This window comes from Pseudoclavibacter sp. Z016 (genome assembly GCF_002931215.1).
In the GTDB taxonomy this organism is placed as follows: Bacteria; Actinomycetota; Actinomycetes; order Actinomycetales; family Microbacteriaceae; genus Pseudoclavibacter.
Window position 1 is genome coordinate 86,879 of record NZ_PSTU01000010.1, and the last position, 14,917, is coordinate 101,795.

Annotated in this window: 10 protein-coding genes; 7 read left to right on the forward strand and 3 right to left on the reverse strand. The window is 68.2% G+C overall.

The genetic code is table 11. The features are described 5' to 3' along the window. Positions 1 to 11: 11 nt before the first annotated feature. From leuS to holA, 4 genes are all read left to right on the forward strand, one after another. Positions 12 to 2,561 (forward strand): leucine--tRNA ligase, encoded by a 2,550-nt coding sequence (gene leuS, locus C5B99_RS05890; protein WP_104240856.1) that lies wholly within the window; start codon positions 12 to 14, stop codon positions 2,559 to 2,561. A 474-nt stretch (positions 2,562 to 3,035) separates the two neighbouring features. Further along, on the forward strand, positions 3,036 to 3,707 hold the full coding sequence (locus C5B99_RS05895) for a ComEA family DNA-binding protein (RefSeq protein ID WP_258063087.1): 672 nt from the start codon (positions 3,036 to 3,038) through the stop codon (positions 3,705 to 3,707). Positions 3,708 to 3,733: 26 nt separating this feature from the next. Continuing rightward, positions 3,734 to 6,202 (forward strand): ComEC/Rec2 family competence protein, encoded by a 2,469-nt coding sequence (locus tag C5B99_RS05900; protein WP_104240857.1) that lies wholly within the window; start codon positions 3,734 to 3,736, stop codon positions 6,200 to 6,202. Between the two features lie 99 nt (positions 6,203 to 6,301). Further along, on the forward strand, positions 6,302 to 7,315 hold the full coding sequence (gene holA, locus C5B99_RS05905) for a DNA polymerase III subunit delta (protein WP_104240858.1): 1,014 nt from the start codon (positions 6,302 to 6,304) through the stop codon (positions 7,313 to 7,315). 295 nt (positions 7,316 to 7,610) lie between these two features. Here holA and C5B99_RS05910 read toward each other — a convergent pair whose 3' ends face one another. From C5B99_RS05910 to C5B99_RS05920, 3 genes are all read right to left on the reverse strand, one after another. After that, entirely contained in the window at positions 7,611 to 8,201 is a 591-nt protein-coding gene (locus C5B99_RS05910; RefSeq protein ID WP_104240859.1) for a DUF1697 domain-containing protein, read from the reverse strand. A 10-nt stretch (positions 8,202 to 8,211) separates the two neighbouring features. After that, positions 8,212 to 8,472, reverse strand: coding sequence for a 30S ribosomal protein S20 (gene rpsT / locus C5B99_RS05915; RefSeq protein ID WP_068493103.1), 261 nt, complete (start codon positions 8,470 to 8,472; stop codon positions 8,212 to 8,214). Between the two features lie 114 nt (positions 8,473 to 8,586). Further along, positions 8,587 to 10,200, reverse strand: a complete 1,614-nt coding sequence (locus C5B99_RS05920) for an ABC-F family ATP-binding cassette domain-containing protein (RefSeq protein ID WP_104240860.1) — start codon at positions 10,198 to 10,200, stop codon at positions 8,587 to 8,589. 109 nt (positions 10,201 to 10,309) lie between these two features. Between C5B99_RS05920 and lepA the strand changes: the two genes are divergently transcribed. From lepA to C5B99_RS05935, 3 genes are read left to right on the forward strand one after another with little or no spacing between them, the layout of a single operon-like run. Continuing rightward, entirely contained in the window at positions 10,310 to 12,154 is a 1,845-nt protein-coding gene (gene lepA / locus C5B99_RS05925; protein ID WP_104240861.1) for a translation elongation factor 4, read from the forward strand. A 55-nt stretch (positions 12,155 to 12,209) separates the two neighbouring features. Further along, positions 12,210 to 13,184 (forward strand): 4-hydroxy-tetrahydrodipicolinate synthase, encoded by a 975-nt coding sequence (gene dapA / locus C5B99_RS05930; protein ID WP_104240862.1) that lies wholly within the window; start codon positions 12,210 to 12,212, stop codon positions 13,182 to 13,184. 48 nt (positions 13,185 to 13,232) lie between these two features. Further along, positions 13,233 to 14,906 carry a ribonuclease J gene (locus C5B99_RS05935; protein ID WP_104240863.1) on the forward strand — a complete coding sequence of 558 codons (1,674 nt, stop codon included), beginning with the start codon at positions 13,233 to 13,235 and terminating at the stop codon, positions 14,904 to 14,906. Positions 14,907 to 14,917: the final 11 nt, after the last annotated feature.

A 14,917-nucleotide genomic window follows, 5' to 3' on the forward strand; every position in this document is an offset into this window, starting at 1 on the left:
AGAAGAAATCTGTGACCGAAGCGACAGGCGCTGAGCCCCAGGAATACGACTTCAAGGCTCTCGAGGCGAAGTGGTCGGCTGAGTGGGACAAGCTGCAGCCCTTCGCGACGAACCTCCAGGGTGACGATCGCCCGCGCAAGTACGTCCTCGACATGTTCCCGTACCCCTCGGGCGACCTGCACATGGGGCACGCCGAGCAGTACGCACTCGGCGACGCCGTCGCTCGCTACTGGCGCCACCAGGGCTTCAACGTCCTGCACCCCATCGGCTGGGACTCCTTCGGGCTGCCGGCCGAGAACGCCGCCATCAAGAACGGTGGCGACCCCAAGGACTGGACGTACGAGAACATCGCGCAGCAGCGCGCCTCGATGAAGCGCTACGCGGCGTCCTTCGACTGGGACCGCGTCATCCACACCTCCGACCCCGAGTACTACCGCTGGAACCAGTGGCTGTTCCTGCAGATGTACGAGCGAGGTCTCGCGTACCGCAAGTACTCCGACGTGAACTGGTGCCCCAACGACCAGACGGTGCTCGCCAACGAGCAGGTCATCGACGGGCACTGCGAGCGCTGCGACGCGATCGTCGTGAAGAAGAAGCTCAACCAGTGGTACTTCAAGATCACCGACTACGCAGACCGGCTCATCGACGACCTCAACCAGCTCGAGGGGCACTGGCCGCAGAAGGTCATCACGATGCAGCGCAACTGGATCGGGCGCTCGCTCGGCGCTGACGTCGACTTCGTCGTCGAGGGGCGGGATGAGCCCGTCACCGTGTTCACGACACGCCCCGACACGCTCTACGGCGCGACGTTCATGGTCGTGGCCCCCGATTCCGACCTCGCCTCCGAGCTCGCCGAAGGCGCAGACGAGGAGGTTCGCGAGCGCTTCGCGAAGTACCTCGCCGACACCCGCGCGCTCGACTCCATCGACCGCCAGTCGAGCGACCGCCCCAAGACCGGCGTCGACCTCGGTCGCTTCGCTATCAACCCCCTGAGCGGCGAGCGCCTGCCGATCTGGGCCGCCGACTACGTGCTCGCCGACTACGGCACGGGCGCGATCATGGCGGTGCCCGCACACGACCAGCGCGACCTCGACTTCGCACGCGCGTTCGACCTGCCCGTCAAGGTGGTCGTCGACGTCACGCAGGCCGTCACGGGTGTCATCCCGATCATCCCCGAAGACGGGTCGATGCCGGAGTTCGAAGACCTCCACCCCGCCAAGACCGGGGAGGCGCTGTCCGGCGACGGACGCCTCACCAACTCGGGGCCGCTGGACGGGCTCTCGAAGCGCTCGGGCATCCAGGCGGCAATCGAGCTCCTCGACGAGCGTGGCACGGGCCGGGCCGCGAAGAACTACCGCCTCCGCGACTGGCTCATCTCCCGCCAGCGCTACTGGGGAACGCCCATCCCGATCCTCCACGGCGAGGACGGCAAGGAGGTTCCCGTGCCGCTGGACCAGCTGCCCGTGCGCCTCCCCGAGGCCGAAGGGCTCGACCTGCGCCCGAAGGGAGCCTCGCCCCTCGGCGGCGCGACCGACTGGGTGAACACGGTCGACCCGGAGACGGGCGAGCCGATGCTGCGCGACACCGACACGATGGACACGTTCGTCGACAGCTCCTGGTACTTCCTCCGCTTCCTCTCGCCGAACAACGAGCTTGCCGCGTTCGACGAGAAGACGGCCGCGAGCTGGGCACCCGTCGACCAGTACGTGGGCGGCGTCGAGCACGCCATCCTGCACCTCCTCTACGCGCGCTTCATCACGAAGGTGCTCTACGACCTCGGGCACGTCGACTTCACGGAACCCTTCTCGGCACTGCTCAACCAGGGCATGGTCGTCATGGACGGCAAGAAGATGTCGAAGTCCAAGGGCAACGTCGTGAGCCTCTCGGCCGAGCTCGACCAGTACGGCGTCGACGCCGTGCGCCTGACGATGCTCTTCGCGAGCCCGCCGGAAGACGACGTCGACTGGGCGGATGTCTCCGTCGCAGGCTCCGGCAAGTTCCTGGCGCGCGCCTGGCGCATCTCCGGCGAGGTCACGAGCCCCGTCGGCGTCGACTTCGGCGAGGGCGACCGTGGTCTGCGCCGCGAGACGCACCGCTTCCTCGCCGACATCCCGCAGCTGGCCTCCGGCTTCAAGTTCAACGTCGTGATCGCGCGCCTCATGGAGCTCACCAACGCGACGCGCAAGGCCATCGACTCGGGTGCTGGCCCGGCTGACCCCGCCGTGCGCGAGGCCGCCGAGGCCATCGCGGTTGTGCTGGACATGTACGCGCCGCACGCGGCCGAGGACATGTGGGAGCGACTCGGCCACGAGGGCAGCATCTCGCACGTCAAGTGGCCGACCGCGGCTCGCTCGCTGCTCACGCAGGACCAGGTGACGGCGGTCGTCCAGATCAACGGCAAGGTGCGGCACCGCCTCGATGTGCCCCCGACGATCGACGAGGCGTCGCTCGAGCAGCTCGCCATCTCTTCGCCGAAGGTGCAGGCCGCCATCGACGGCCGCGAGATCGTCAAGATCATCGTGCGGGCCCCGAAGCTCGTGAACATCGCGGTCAAGGGCTAGCAGCAGCCAGTCGCCCAAAGCCTGGCGCCAGACGCGCCCCCGCTCAGCCGAGCGAGGGCGCGTCTGCGTCTGCGCGTTTACCGGTCTACCGCCTTCTCGCGGTGGCTTTCCTCGCAGGCGCTTTCCTCGAGGTGGCCTTGCTCGAGGCGGCTTCGCTCGAGGTGGCTTTGCTCGAGGTGGCTTCGCTCGCGGTGGCTTCGCTCGAGGTGGCTTCGCTCGAGGTGGCTTCTTTCCTCTGATCGGCTTCTTCTCCCGTTTCGGGATGGCTTTCGCACTTCGGGATGGGTTGCAACCCATCCCGAAGTGCGAAAGCCATCCCGAGACTTGCGATCGACGGCTTCCGCAGCGTGGTCGGTTGAAGGGCGTCGGGCGCTCGCGGCCCACTCTGCAGTCACCTGCCCTGTGCGAGAGTCGCCCTCCACAGGAGGGGACTTCGCGGGCCAGCGGATGCGCGCGCCGTCGTAGCGTCCGAGGGTGTCCGAATCCGAGCTGGCCGACCTCTTCGAGCGTCCGCCCCGACCGCGTCTGCGGATCGGGGTCGGCGCTGCGGTCGTGCTTGTCCTCGTCGTGCTCGCCGGGGCGATCACGCTCGCGGCTCTGCGTCCCACACCGAGTCTCGGTGCCCTCGGGGAGGTGTCGCCGACCGAGAGCCTCCAGCTGAGCGCAACGGAACCGCCTGCCGGCGTACCGAGCTCCGAGGGGTCGACGCTGCTGGTCCACGTCGTCGGGGCCGTCACGAGTCCCGGGGTCTACGAGGTGCCGTCGACGGCCAGGGTGGTCGACGGGATCGCCGCGGCGGGTGGTCTTGCCGACGACGCCGACCCGTCGCTCCTCAACATGGCTCGAACGCTCGTCGACGGCGAGCAGCTGCGGGTTCCGCGGATCGGCGAGGCCCCCTCCGAGCCCGTCGGAGGGGAAGCGGCGCCGACCGGTGCCGGGGGTGCGGCCGGCGGTGGCCTCGTGAACCTGAACACGGCGTCTGCGGTCGAGCTCGAAGAGCTGCCGAGGATCGGACCGGCCATGTCGTCGCGCATCATCGACCACCGTGAGCAGAACGGCGGATTCGGTGCTGTGGAGGAGCTCAAGGAGGTCGCCGGCATCGGGGACGCCACCTACGAGGGGCTCGTCGACCTGGTGACCGTGTGACGACTCGGAAAGATCGTGCCGTTCAGGTGGGGAATCTGGGAGCGCTGGCCGAGCGGCTCGATGGTCGAGACGCGCGTCTCGTGCCGGCGGCGGCCGGCGCCTGGGTCATGGCCTGGATCTGCGTCACGCATCCCTCCCTCGCCTGGGTGTGCGGCATCGGTCTGGCACTGCTCGCGATCGTGCTCCTGGCCGCGGCGCGTCTGCGGCCAGCGCTCGCGACGTTCGCCGTTGTCGCGGCCGTCATGGCGCTGCTCGCGGTGAGCTCCGGCGCTCAGCATCCCGTGAGGTCTCCCGAGGCGCTTCGCGCGGGCGCCGTGGAGGGGTTTCGGGTGCAGGCGACGGGCACCCTCACGACCCTCGTCGGGGAGGGTGCCGTCGCTGCTCCAGGCGACGACCGTGGGCGCTGGTCCGGCGCGCAGTTGCAGGAGCCGTCCCACTTCGAGGTGCGCCTCGATTCGTTCGAGGTCGATGGGAGAAGCGGAGGCAGTGGCGCCTCGCTGCTCGCGTTCGGCCAGCTGAGCATGCCGACGTCGGCGGGGGAGCGGCTCCCAGCCATCGGCTCACGGGTCGAGCTCGAGGGGGTCCTCGGTCCTGCGGACGCGGGCGACAGCGTCGCCGCTCTGGTCTTCCTCGATGCTCCGGCGCACGTCGTCGCCGCGCCTGGCGGGCTGCTTGAGGTCACCGCAGGGGCGCGAGACCGGTTCGTCGACGCGGCGCGAACCCTCCCTGGTCTCGGCGCGCAGCTGCTCCCGGGGCTGTCCGTCGGCGACACGCGCCTGGTCGGGGCCGAGCTGGACGAGCGGATGAAGACGGCCGCGCTCACGCACCTCACGGCCGTCTCGGGGGCGAACTGCGCGGTCGTGGTCGCCGCGACCCTGGTCCTCGCTCGCCTCTGCGGGCTGCGGCGAGGAGTGCGCCTCGCACTCGCAGCCGCGGTTCTCGCCGTGTTCGTGGCGCTCGTCACCCCGGAGGGCAGCGTCATCCGGGCGAGCATCATGGCCATGGTCGTCCTGGTGCTCGAAGCCACTCCGCGTCGGTCGACAGGTCTTGCGCTCGTCGCCCTCGCCACGGTGGTCGTGCTCGTCGCCGACCCCTGGCGGAGCCGAGACTACGGCTTCGCGCTCTCGGTGCTCGCGACGGTCGGGCTGCTGACGCTCGCGAACCCGATCGGCGATCGCCTCGCACGCGTCATGCCACGGCCCGTCGCGCTCATGCTCGCCGTGCCCGCCTCGGCGCAGCTCGCGTGTCAACCGGTGCTGCTGCTCCTGACCCCGGAACTGCCGCTCTACGGCATTCTCGCGAACGTGCTGGCCGCCCCAGCAGCGCCCGTGGCGACGCTCGCCGGGCTGGTCGGCTGCCTGCTCTTGTGGGCCGCTCCCTGGCTCGGCCAGGCGCTTCTGTGGGTCGCCTGGCTGCCCGCGCAGTGGATCGGACTTGTGGCGATGGCGGTCAGTGACTGGCCCGGGGCGCTGCTGCCGTGGCCTGGCGGACTCCCGGGGGCGCTGCTCTGTCTCGCCGTCGTCGTCGCGCTCATCGTCCTGCTCCACTGCTGGAGAGCGTGGCTGGCGCTCCTGCTCTGCGTCGCCCTGGTGGCGTATGTCGGCACGGTCGTCGGGCAGGCGGTCCACCTCAGCAGAAGCATCCCAAGTGCATGGCGCTATGCGGCGTGCGATATCGGACAGGGGGATGCGCTGCTCGTCACCACTTGGAGCGGCTCGGCGCTCATCGACACCGGTGCGGAGCCCGAAGCACTGCTGGCCTGTCTGAGGACGCTCGGCGTCGACGAGCTGCGTCTGCTCGTGCTCACGCACTTTGATCTGGACCACACCGGGGCGGCGACGGCGTTGCTCGAGTCCGGCGTCGGCGTCGGGTCGCTTGTCGTCCCCGATACTGCCGAGGCGCGAGCGGAGCCGCTCGTCGACGAGCTGCGCGTGACCGGTGCCCAGGTGCACTACGCCGCCAGTGGCGACTCCTGGACGCTCGGCGACCTCGCATGGAGCGTCCTGTGGCCGAAGCGCGGGAGCGGCGGGGAACCGGCGAGTGTCGGTGGCAACGAGGGGAGTCTCGTGACGCTGCTCGAACCGACGACGTCCTGCGTGACGGTCTGCCTGTCGCTCGCCGCCCTCGCCGACCTGGGAGAGGAGGCACAGCGCGGCCTGCTGCGCGAGCACCCGCACCCGCGGGCCGACATCGTCAAGATGGCGCACCACGGCTCGCGCGACCAGAGCGCGCAGCTCTACGAAGAGCTCTCCTCGTCGATCGGACTCGTCTCGGTGGGAGCAGACAACGGCTATGGCCACCCGACGGACGCGGCCCTCGGGATGCTCACCGCGGCAGGCACGCGGCCGCTGCGCACCGACGAGCTCGGCACCATCGTCATCGGCGAGGGAGGTCACGGAGGTTCGGACCCTCCCGCTGTGGCGGGAGTCGCCACGGCCCCGCGAGCCCGAGGGCGATTCGCGCCGCCGCCCGCACTCAGGGCGCGGTCAGGGTGATCCTCGCCGCCCATAACCGACGCGTCGAATCCGCCCAGCCCGGTTCGACAGATCGGGGCCTCGGTCGCACGGCCAGATGCGCGTCGTTACCATTGAGCTATGGCACAGGCGAAGCGGGCGAGCACCCCCAAGAGGGCGATTCCCGTCCTCACCCACCGGGAGGTGCGGCCTGCTGGCATCGTGCTGGTGAGCGGCCCGGAGGACTACTTCGCCGAGACCGCGATCACACGGCTCCGCGATGTGCTCCGCGCAGAGTCACCTGACCTCGAGATCACGGAGATCGAAGCCTCCGGCTACGCAGGCGGGCACCTCACGGCCCTCGTCAGCCCATCGCTGTTCTTCGAACCGCGCCTGGTCATCATCCGAGGCGTGCAGCAGTGCACGGACGCACTCGTCGCCGACGTGGTCGCCTACACGAAGATGCCCGTCGAAGGCGCGACGCTCGTGCTCCGGCACGGTGGGGGAGTGCGCGGGAAGAAGCTCCTGGATGCCGTGCGGGGCGCGAAGGATGTCGCCGTCGAGATCGACTGCCAGAAGCCAAAGCCGAGCGAGCTCGTGGACGTCGTCGTCGCCGAGGTGCGCAACGCTGGCCGACGCATCGAGCCGCAGGCTGCCTCGCTGCTTGTTGCCGCATTCAACACCGACCTCGCTGAGCTCATCGGCGCTGCCCGCCAGCTGCTGACCGTCACGAGTGACACCATCACCGACGAGCACGTCGACAAGTACTTCGGCGGCCGCGTCGAGACGACCGGGTTCAAGATCGCGGACGCCGCACTCGCTGGGCGAGTCCGCGACGCGCTGGCGCTGGTGCGCCACGGCTTCTCGACCGGCCTGCACCCGGTGCCCATCGTCTCGGCCGTCGCCTCGAAGCTGCGCATCATGGCGAAGGTGCAGGGACTCAGCGGCTCGGACGCGCAGATCGCCAGCCGCGCAGGCGCGTCGCCGTGGCAGGTCGGCCAGGCTCGCCGCGAACTCCGCGATTGGGACGACGCATCCCTCGGACGCGCGATCACGCTGGTCGCTGAGACCGACCACGCCGTCAAGGGGGCGGGGAGAGACCCGCAGTTCGCCGTCGAGCGGATGCTGCGCTGCATCGCCCTGCGCGACGTCTGACCGCAGCCGCGCACCCGGGCCAACTTCCGTGATGGAACGGCGCCAGCGGGTCACCATCGTCGCTTGGAGCGCTTCTGATCACGCAAGTTGGTCAGGTGGTCTGGTGGTGGCCGGGATGGTCTGTGCGGCGGTTCCGGCCACCTCCGGCGGGTCCGCGGGCCAACTTCCGTGATGGAACGGCGCTCGCGGGGCACCATCGTCGCTTGGAGCGCTTCTGATCACGCAAGTTGGTCAGGTGGTCTGGTGGTGGCCGGGATGCTCCGTCGCCTGAAGGCGGGCCGCAGATGCACTGACGCTAGAGCTTGGCCGCGACCCGCAGCACCGTGCCCCAGGTGCGCACCGTGGCCGGCCCGCTCGACGTGTCCGAGCTCTTCGGGCGGCCGAGGCGCTGCAGCACCGGGCTCTCGATCTGCCCGTTCGGGCAGGACACGTACAGCTCGCGTCCGCGCGCGACCCACCGATCATCCTTGAGGTCGATGCCCTCGAGCAGCGCCTCGACACGTTCCAGCGGCGGCTCGGCGCAGAACACGACGACGAGGCGGCTCGGGTGGGGATCGAACTGGCGGAACGGATCGTGTTCGACGACCGCCCGCCACTCGTCGGCGTCGCGGACGAGCGTGGGCACGTCGAGGTCGAAGGCGGCCGCGATCTCGGTCCGGAGCCGCGTCTCGAGCTCGGTGTTCGTGACCGCTGCCGGAGCGTCGAGCAGCACGTTGCCGGTCTGCAGGACCGTCGCGATGCTGGTGTGCCCGGCGGCCTCGAGGGCATGCTTGAGCTCGGCCATCGGCAGCTTTCGATGCTGGCCGAGGTTGATGCTCTGCAGGAGCGCGATACGACGAATCGACCCCCGCACCTCGGAAGAGGATGCGGGGGTCGATGTCGGCATGACAGGAGGCTTAGAGCGCTGCGACCGTCTTGGCGATGGCCGACTTGCGGTTCGCTGCCTGGTTCTTGTGGATGACGCCCTTGGAGACGGCCTTGTCGAGCTTCTTGGCAGCGAAGGTGAGCGCGAGCTCAGCCTGCTCCTTGTTGCCCTCGGAGACAGCCGAGCGAACGCGACGGATAGCCGTGCGGAGTTCGCTCTTGTAGGCGCGGTTGCGCTCGGTCGCCTTGCGGTTGGTGCCGATGCGCTTGATCTGCGACTTGATATTTGCCACGTTGCTTCTTTCTTACAGGAAGGTGTACTGGAACGGTGCCGCACGGAAGAGGGCCGTGCCGCCAATCCGCGCCGAGTGGGCGACGCGTAAGCCAAACAGAAACTCTACCAGGCTTCAGGCGACGTCGGTACCTGAATCGGCGATGGTGATCTCGAGCTCGGCTGGAGCATCCGTTTTCGTGCCGAACACGACGGTCCCCGTGGCGACCTTGTCGATGAAGAACCGGTCGTGGCTGACGACGATGACGGCGCCGGGGAAGTGCACGAGCGCGCGCTCCATGACCTGCGTGCTCGGCAGGTCGAGGTGGTTCGTCGGCTCGTCGAGCACCAGCACGGATGCGCCCGACAGCAGGCACTGCGCCATCGCGACTCGCGCCCGCTGGCCACCCGAGAGGGTGCCGATGCGGGACTTCAGCTCGGCCTCGCTGAAGCGGAACATGCTGAGGAACCGGGCGACGGACTTCTTCGTCGCCCGCAGCGCGATGCTGTCCGGCATGGCGTTCACCGAGTGCGACACGGTGTCGGACTCGTCGAGCTCCGCGAGCACCTGGTTGTACGAGACGACCTTCACGCCGTTCGGCCAGTCGACCCGGCCGACGTCGCCGGACTCCTCGCCCGTGAGGACGCGCAGGAGCGTCGACTTGCCGCTGCCGTTGGGCCCGATGACGGCGATGCGGTCGCCGCGGTGCACCTCGAAGGTCACGTCGTCGAAGAGGGTCCGGTCGCCGTAGCTCTTGCCGAGGCCCGAGACGCGGGCGAGCACATCCTTGACGTGCAGCGAGCCGTAGATCTCGGTCACGATCTCGTCGACGGGCCGCGGCGCTCGCTTCTTCTTGATGCTCGAGAGGCGCTTGCCGAGTCCCTTGCCGCCAGCCTTCGCTGCTTCGCGGCGGTCGGAGATGCCCTCCGCCTCGAAGGCGAGCAGCTCGGCCTCGTGGACGAACTGCGCCTGCAGGGTCTTGAGCCGGAACTGCTTCTGGATGACGTACTCGCCGAAGTCGCCCGGGTATTCGTGCAGGTGCAGGTTCTCGACCTCGAGGATGCGCGTGACCACCGCGTCCAGGAACGTGCGGTCGTGCGACACGATGATCGCGGCGCCGCGGAACGAGCGGAACCAGGTCTCGAGCCACTCGACGCCGGCGACGTCGAGGAAGTTGGTGGGCTCGTCGAGGAGCAGCACGTCGGGCTGCTCGAGCAGGAGCTTGGCGAGCGCTGCGCGGTTGCGCCAGCCGCCGGAGAGCTTCTCGATGGGGCTCGTGCGGTGTGCCTCGTTGAAGCCGAGCTTCGTGAGGGCGGTGTCGATGTGGCGGTTGTAGTCCCAGCCGTCCGCGCGGTCCATCTCCTCGAAGAGCTCGGATTGGCGCAGGATGAGGCGGTCGAGCGTATCGGCGTCTGGCTCGGCGGCGATGGCGGCGTCGATCTCGGCGAGCTCCGCCTCCATGTCGTGCACGTGCGAGAAGAGCGTCTCCAGCGTCTCGAGGATCGTCGACGAGCCGTCCAGCTCGGAGAACTGCGAGAAGTAGCCGATGCGCACGCCGTCATCGATCGAGACGGTGCCCGTGTCGGGCGAGACCTGCTCGAGGATGAGCTTCAGCAGCGTCGACTTCCCTGAGCCGTTCTGCCCGATGAGCCCGACTCGATCCCCCCGGTCGAGGGTGAGGAAGATCTCCTTGAGCACGGGGGAGGGGCCGAAGCCGACCTCGACGTCGTTGAGGCGGATGAGACTCATGCGGTGGTGCCTTCCTGGGCCGTTCTCTGGCGGTGCGCACGCTGGCTGCGCGCTGAAGCGCCGGGCGATGAGCGCTGGGTGCGCGGCTCATGGGAGAATAGGCGACACCATGTCACCACGCGCCTCCACTCCGCTCGAGCCGGCTCAGACCGACCCCGCCCGGATCCGCAATTTCTGCATCATCGCCCACATCGACCACGGCAAGTCCACCCTGGCCGACAGGATGCTGCAGCTCACGGGCTCCGTCGACGACCGCGCCATGCGTGCACAGTACCTCGACCGCATGGACATCGAGCGGGAGCGCGGCATCACGATCAAGAGCCAGGCGGTCCGCATGCCGTGGGCCGTCGAGGGCGACACGTTCGCGCTCAATATGATCGACACGCCCGGCCACGTCGACTTCTCCTACGAGGTCTCCCGCTCGCTCGCGGCCTGCGAAGGAGCCATCCTGCTGGTGGATGCGGCGCAGGGCATCGAGGCCCAGACGCTCGCGAACCTGTACCTGGCGATGGAGAACGACCTCGAGATCATCCCGGTCCTGAACAAGATCGACCTGCCTGCCGCCGACCCCGATCGCTTCGCCGCGGAGATCGCGAACCTCATCGGCGGCGACCCCGACGACGTGCTGCGCGTGAGCGGCAAGACCGGCATGGGAGTCGAGGAGCTGCTCGACCGTGTCGTCGAGCGCATCCCAGCGCCGGTCGGTGTGGCGGATGCCCCCGCTCGCGCGATGATCTTCGACTCGGTCTACGACGCCTACCGCGGCGTCGTCACGTACGTTCGCGTCGTCGACGGCGAGCTCAAGGCGCGCGACAAGATCAAGATGATGTCGACCGGTTCCACGCACGAGATGCTCGAGATCGGCGTCTCGTCGCCAGAGCCCACCGTGGCCAAGGGCCTCGGCGTCGGGGAGGTCGGCTACCTCATCACGGGCGTGAAGGACGTGCGTCTCTCGAAGGTGGGCGACACCGTGACGGGCAGCACGCGTCCATCCGACGACCCGCTTCCCGGCTACACGGAGCCGAAGCCGATGGTCTTCTCCGGCCTGTACCCGATCGACGCGGGCGACTACCCCGAGCTCCGCGAGGCGCTGGACAAGCTCAAGCTCTCGGATGCGGCGCTCAACTACGAGCCCGAGACATCGGTGGCGCTCGGCTTCGGGTTCCGCGTCGGATTCCTCGGCCTCCTCCACCTGGAGATCGTCACCGAGCGCCTCATGCGCGAGTTCGATCTCGACCTCATCACGACCGCACCCTCGGTCGTCTACGAGGTCAAGACGGAGGACAAGCAGCTCCACACCGTCACGAACCCCAGCGAGTACCCAGAGGGCAAGATCCTCGAGGTTCGCGAGCCGATGATGCGCGCCGCGATCCTCGCTCCGAAGGACTACGTGGGCAAGATCATGGAGCTGTGCGAGGGCAAGCGCGGAGCGCTCATCAGCATGGACTACCTCAGCGAGGAGCGCGTCGAGCTGCGCTACTCGATGCCGCTCGGCGAGATCGTGTTCGACTTCTTCGACCAGCTCAAGAGCCGGACGCAGGGGTACGCGTCCCTCGACTACGAGCCGATGGGCGACCAGGTCGCCGACCTCGTGAAGGTCGACATCCTGCTGCAGGGCGAGCGCGTGGACGCGTTCAGTGCCGTCATCCACAAGGACAAGGCGTACGCCTACGGGCTGCTGATGACCGAGCGCCTCCGCAAGCTCATCCCGCGCCAGCAGTTCGAGGTGCCCATCCAGGCCGCCATCGGCGCCCGCATCATCGCCCGCGAGACGATCCGCGCCATCCGCAAGGACGTGCTCGCGAAGTGCTACGGCGGCGACATCTCCCGCAAGCGCAAGCTGCTGGAGAAGCAGAAGGCCGGCAAGAAGCGCATGAAGATGGTCGGACGCGTGGAAGTGCCGCAGGAAGCCTTCATCGCGGCGCTCAGCGGCGATGTAGAGAAGAAGAAATAGCAAGCTCGACACCAAGACCCAGTCTTTACCTAGTGGAAGTAGCCTGAGAGACGTGATGGAACAGGACAACCCTTTCGGCCAGGTGCTCGTTGCACTCGTGACTCCGATGACGCACGACGGCGAAGTCGATTGGGCGGGAGTCGAGAAGCACATCGACGACGTCATCTCGGCCGGCGCTGACGGCATCGTCGTCACCGGCACGACCGGTGAGACGTCGACGCTCACGGACGCCGAGAAGCTCAAGCTCGTCGTCGTGGGCAAAGAGGTCTCGGCCGGGCGCGCGAAGATCATCACGGGTGGACCGTCGAACGAGACGGCACACGCCATCCAGCTCGCGAAGCAGTCGGCGGATGCCGGCGCCGACGGCGTCATGGCCGTCACGCCGTACTACAACAAGCCGACGCAGGCTGGGGTGCTCACGCACTTCCGCATGATCGCTGACGCGACCGACCTGCCGCTCATCCTCTACGACATCCCGGGCCGCACGGGCATCCCGATCACCTACGAGACGATCCTGCGCCTCGCCAAGCACCCGAACATCATCGCGGTGAAGGACGCGAAGGGCGACCTCGCGCAGGTGTCCCGCGTGCTCAACCAGACCGAGCTGCTCTACTTCTCGGGAGACGACGCCAACACGCTCCCGCTGCTCTCGATCGGCGCGACGGGCCTCATCGGCGTGACCGCGAACATCGCGTCGCAGCCGTACCGCATGATGGTCGACGCCGTCAACGCGGGCGACCTGCGCACCGCGACGGACGCGCACCAGCGCCTCGAGCCGCTCGTGCGAGCCACCATGACCCACGTTCCGGGAACCGTGGCGACCAAGTACATCCTGCACGGCCTCGGCCGCATCCAGTCCCCCCGCGTCCGGTTGCCGCTCGTCGGCCCGGAGGAGTGGGAAGCCGCCCTCATCGAGGACGAGCTCGACCTGGTTCGCGACGTCGAAGGCGCGAGCTTCACGAACTTCCGGCCTGACCGCAACGCGGCCGCGGGTGGTGCGCTCCCGCGCATCCCAGGCACAACCCGCTGATTCGACCCTCACCTCACCAGCGGCAACGCTGACTTCCTGAAGGCTCATATGACAAAGACCGAACACCTTCCCAAGCTCGCACCAGGCTCGATGCGGATCATCCCGCTCGGCGGACTGGGCGAGGTCGGCCGCAACATGGCGACGTTCGAGATCGACGGCAAGATCCTCATCGTCGACTGCGGCGTGCTCTTCCCAGAAGAGACGCAGCCCGGCGTCGACCTGATCCTGCCCGACTTCGACTCGATCCGCGCTCGTCTGGACGACGTCGTGGGCATCGTGCTGACGCACGGACACGAGGACCACATCGGAGCGGTGCCGTACATCCTCCGCCTCAAGCCGGACATCCCGCTGATCGGCTCCACGCTGACGCTCGCCCTCGTCGAGGCGAAGCTCAAGGAGCACCGCATCAAGCCGTACACGCTCACGGTCGCCGAAGGGCAGATCGAGGAGATGGGGCCCTTCACGCTCGAGTTCGTGGCCGTCAACCACTCCATCCCGGATGCGCTCGCCGTGCACATCACGACGGACGCCGGCACGGTGCTCCACACGGGCGACTTCAAGATGGACCAGCTGCCGCTCGACGGTCGCCTCACGGACCTCCGCGCCTTCGCTCGCCTCGGCGAGGAGGGCATCGACCTCTTCATGGCCGACTCCACCAACGCCGAGGTCCCGGGCTTCACGCCGACCGAGCGCAACATCGGCCCGGTCATCGAGGACGTCATCTCGCGGACCAAGGGCAAGGTCGTCGTCGCGAGCTTCTCGAGCCACGTGCACCGCGTGCAGCAGGTCATCGACGCCGCCGCGGCCAACGGTCGTCGCGTCGCGCTCATGGGCCGCTCCATGGTGCGCAACATGGGCATCGCGTCCGAGCTCGGCTACCTCAACGTGCCGCAGGGCGTGCTCATCGACCACAAGAAGGCGCTCAATCTGCCCGACGACCAGATCGTCTTCATGTCGACGGGGTCGCAGGGCGAGCCCATGGCCGTCCTCAGCCGCATCGCGTCCAAGACGCACGCCATCGAGGTGGGGGAGGACGACACCGTCATCCTCGCCTCGAGCCTCATCCCGGGCAACGAGAACTCGGTGTTCCGCGTCATCAACGCGCTCATCAAGCTCGGTGCGAACGTGGTGCACAAGGCGAACGCGAACGTGCACGTGTCCGGTCACGCTGCGGCAGGCGAGCTGCTCTACTGCTACAACATCCTGCAGCCGCGTCAGGTCATGCCCGTGCACGGCGAGATCCGACACCTCGTCGCCAACGCCGAGATCGCGAAGAAGTCCGGCATCGCGGACGAGAACGTGCTGGTCGTCGAGAACGGCGCCGTCATCGATATGCGGGACGGCATCGCGCGCCAGGTCGCGCAGCTCGACATCGGCTTCATCTACGTCGACGGATCCACGGTCGGCACCATCACCGACGCCGATCTCAAGGACCGCCGCATCCTCGCTGAAGAGGGGTTCATCTCCATCTTCACCGTCGTCGAGGCGGCCACCGGCAACATCCTCGTCGGCCCGGAGATCCACGCGCGCGGGTTCGCGCCGGACGAGGCCGTCTTCGACGACATCATCCCGGGCATCCAGAAGGCGCTCAAGGAAGCCGTCGAGGCGGGCAACTCGAACTCCTACCAGCTCTCGCAGGTCGTGCGACGCACGATCGGCCGCTGGGTCAACACGAAGCACCGCCGTCACCCGATGATCATCCCGGTGGTCATCGAGGCCTGACCTCAGGCCCC

Excerpts from the sequence above, each read along its gene's own strand:
- dapA (WP_104240862.1), top strand. The coding sequence starts at position 12,210 with ATGGAACAGGACAACCCTTTCGGCCAGGTGCTCGTTGCACTCGTGACT.
- C5B99_RS05910 (WP_104240859.1), bottom strand. The coding sequence starts at position 8,201 with ATGCCGACATCGACCCCCGCATCCTCTTCCGAGGTGCGGGGGTCGATT.
- C5B99_RS05935 (WP_104240863.1), top strand. The coding sequence starts at position 13,233 with ATGACAAAGACCGAACACCTTCCCAAGCTCGCACCAGGCTCGATGCGG.
- holA (WP_104240858.1), top strand. The coding sequence starts at position 6,302 with ATGGCACAGGCGAAGCGGGCGAGCACCCCCAAGAGGGCGATTCCCGTC.
- C5B99_RS05920 (WP_104240860.1), bottom strand. The coding sequence starts at position 10,200 with ATGAGTCTCATCCGCCTCAACGACGTCGAGGTCGGCTTCGGCCCCTCC.
- lepA (WP_104240861.1), top strand. The coding sequence starts at position 10,310 with ATGTCACCACGCGCCTCCACTCCGCTCGAGCCGGCTCAGACCGACCCC.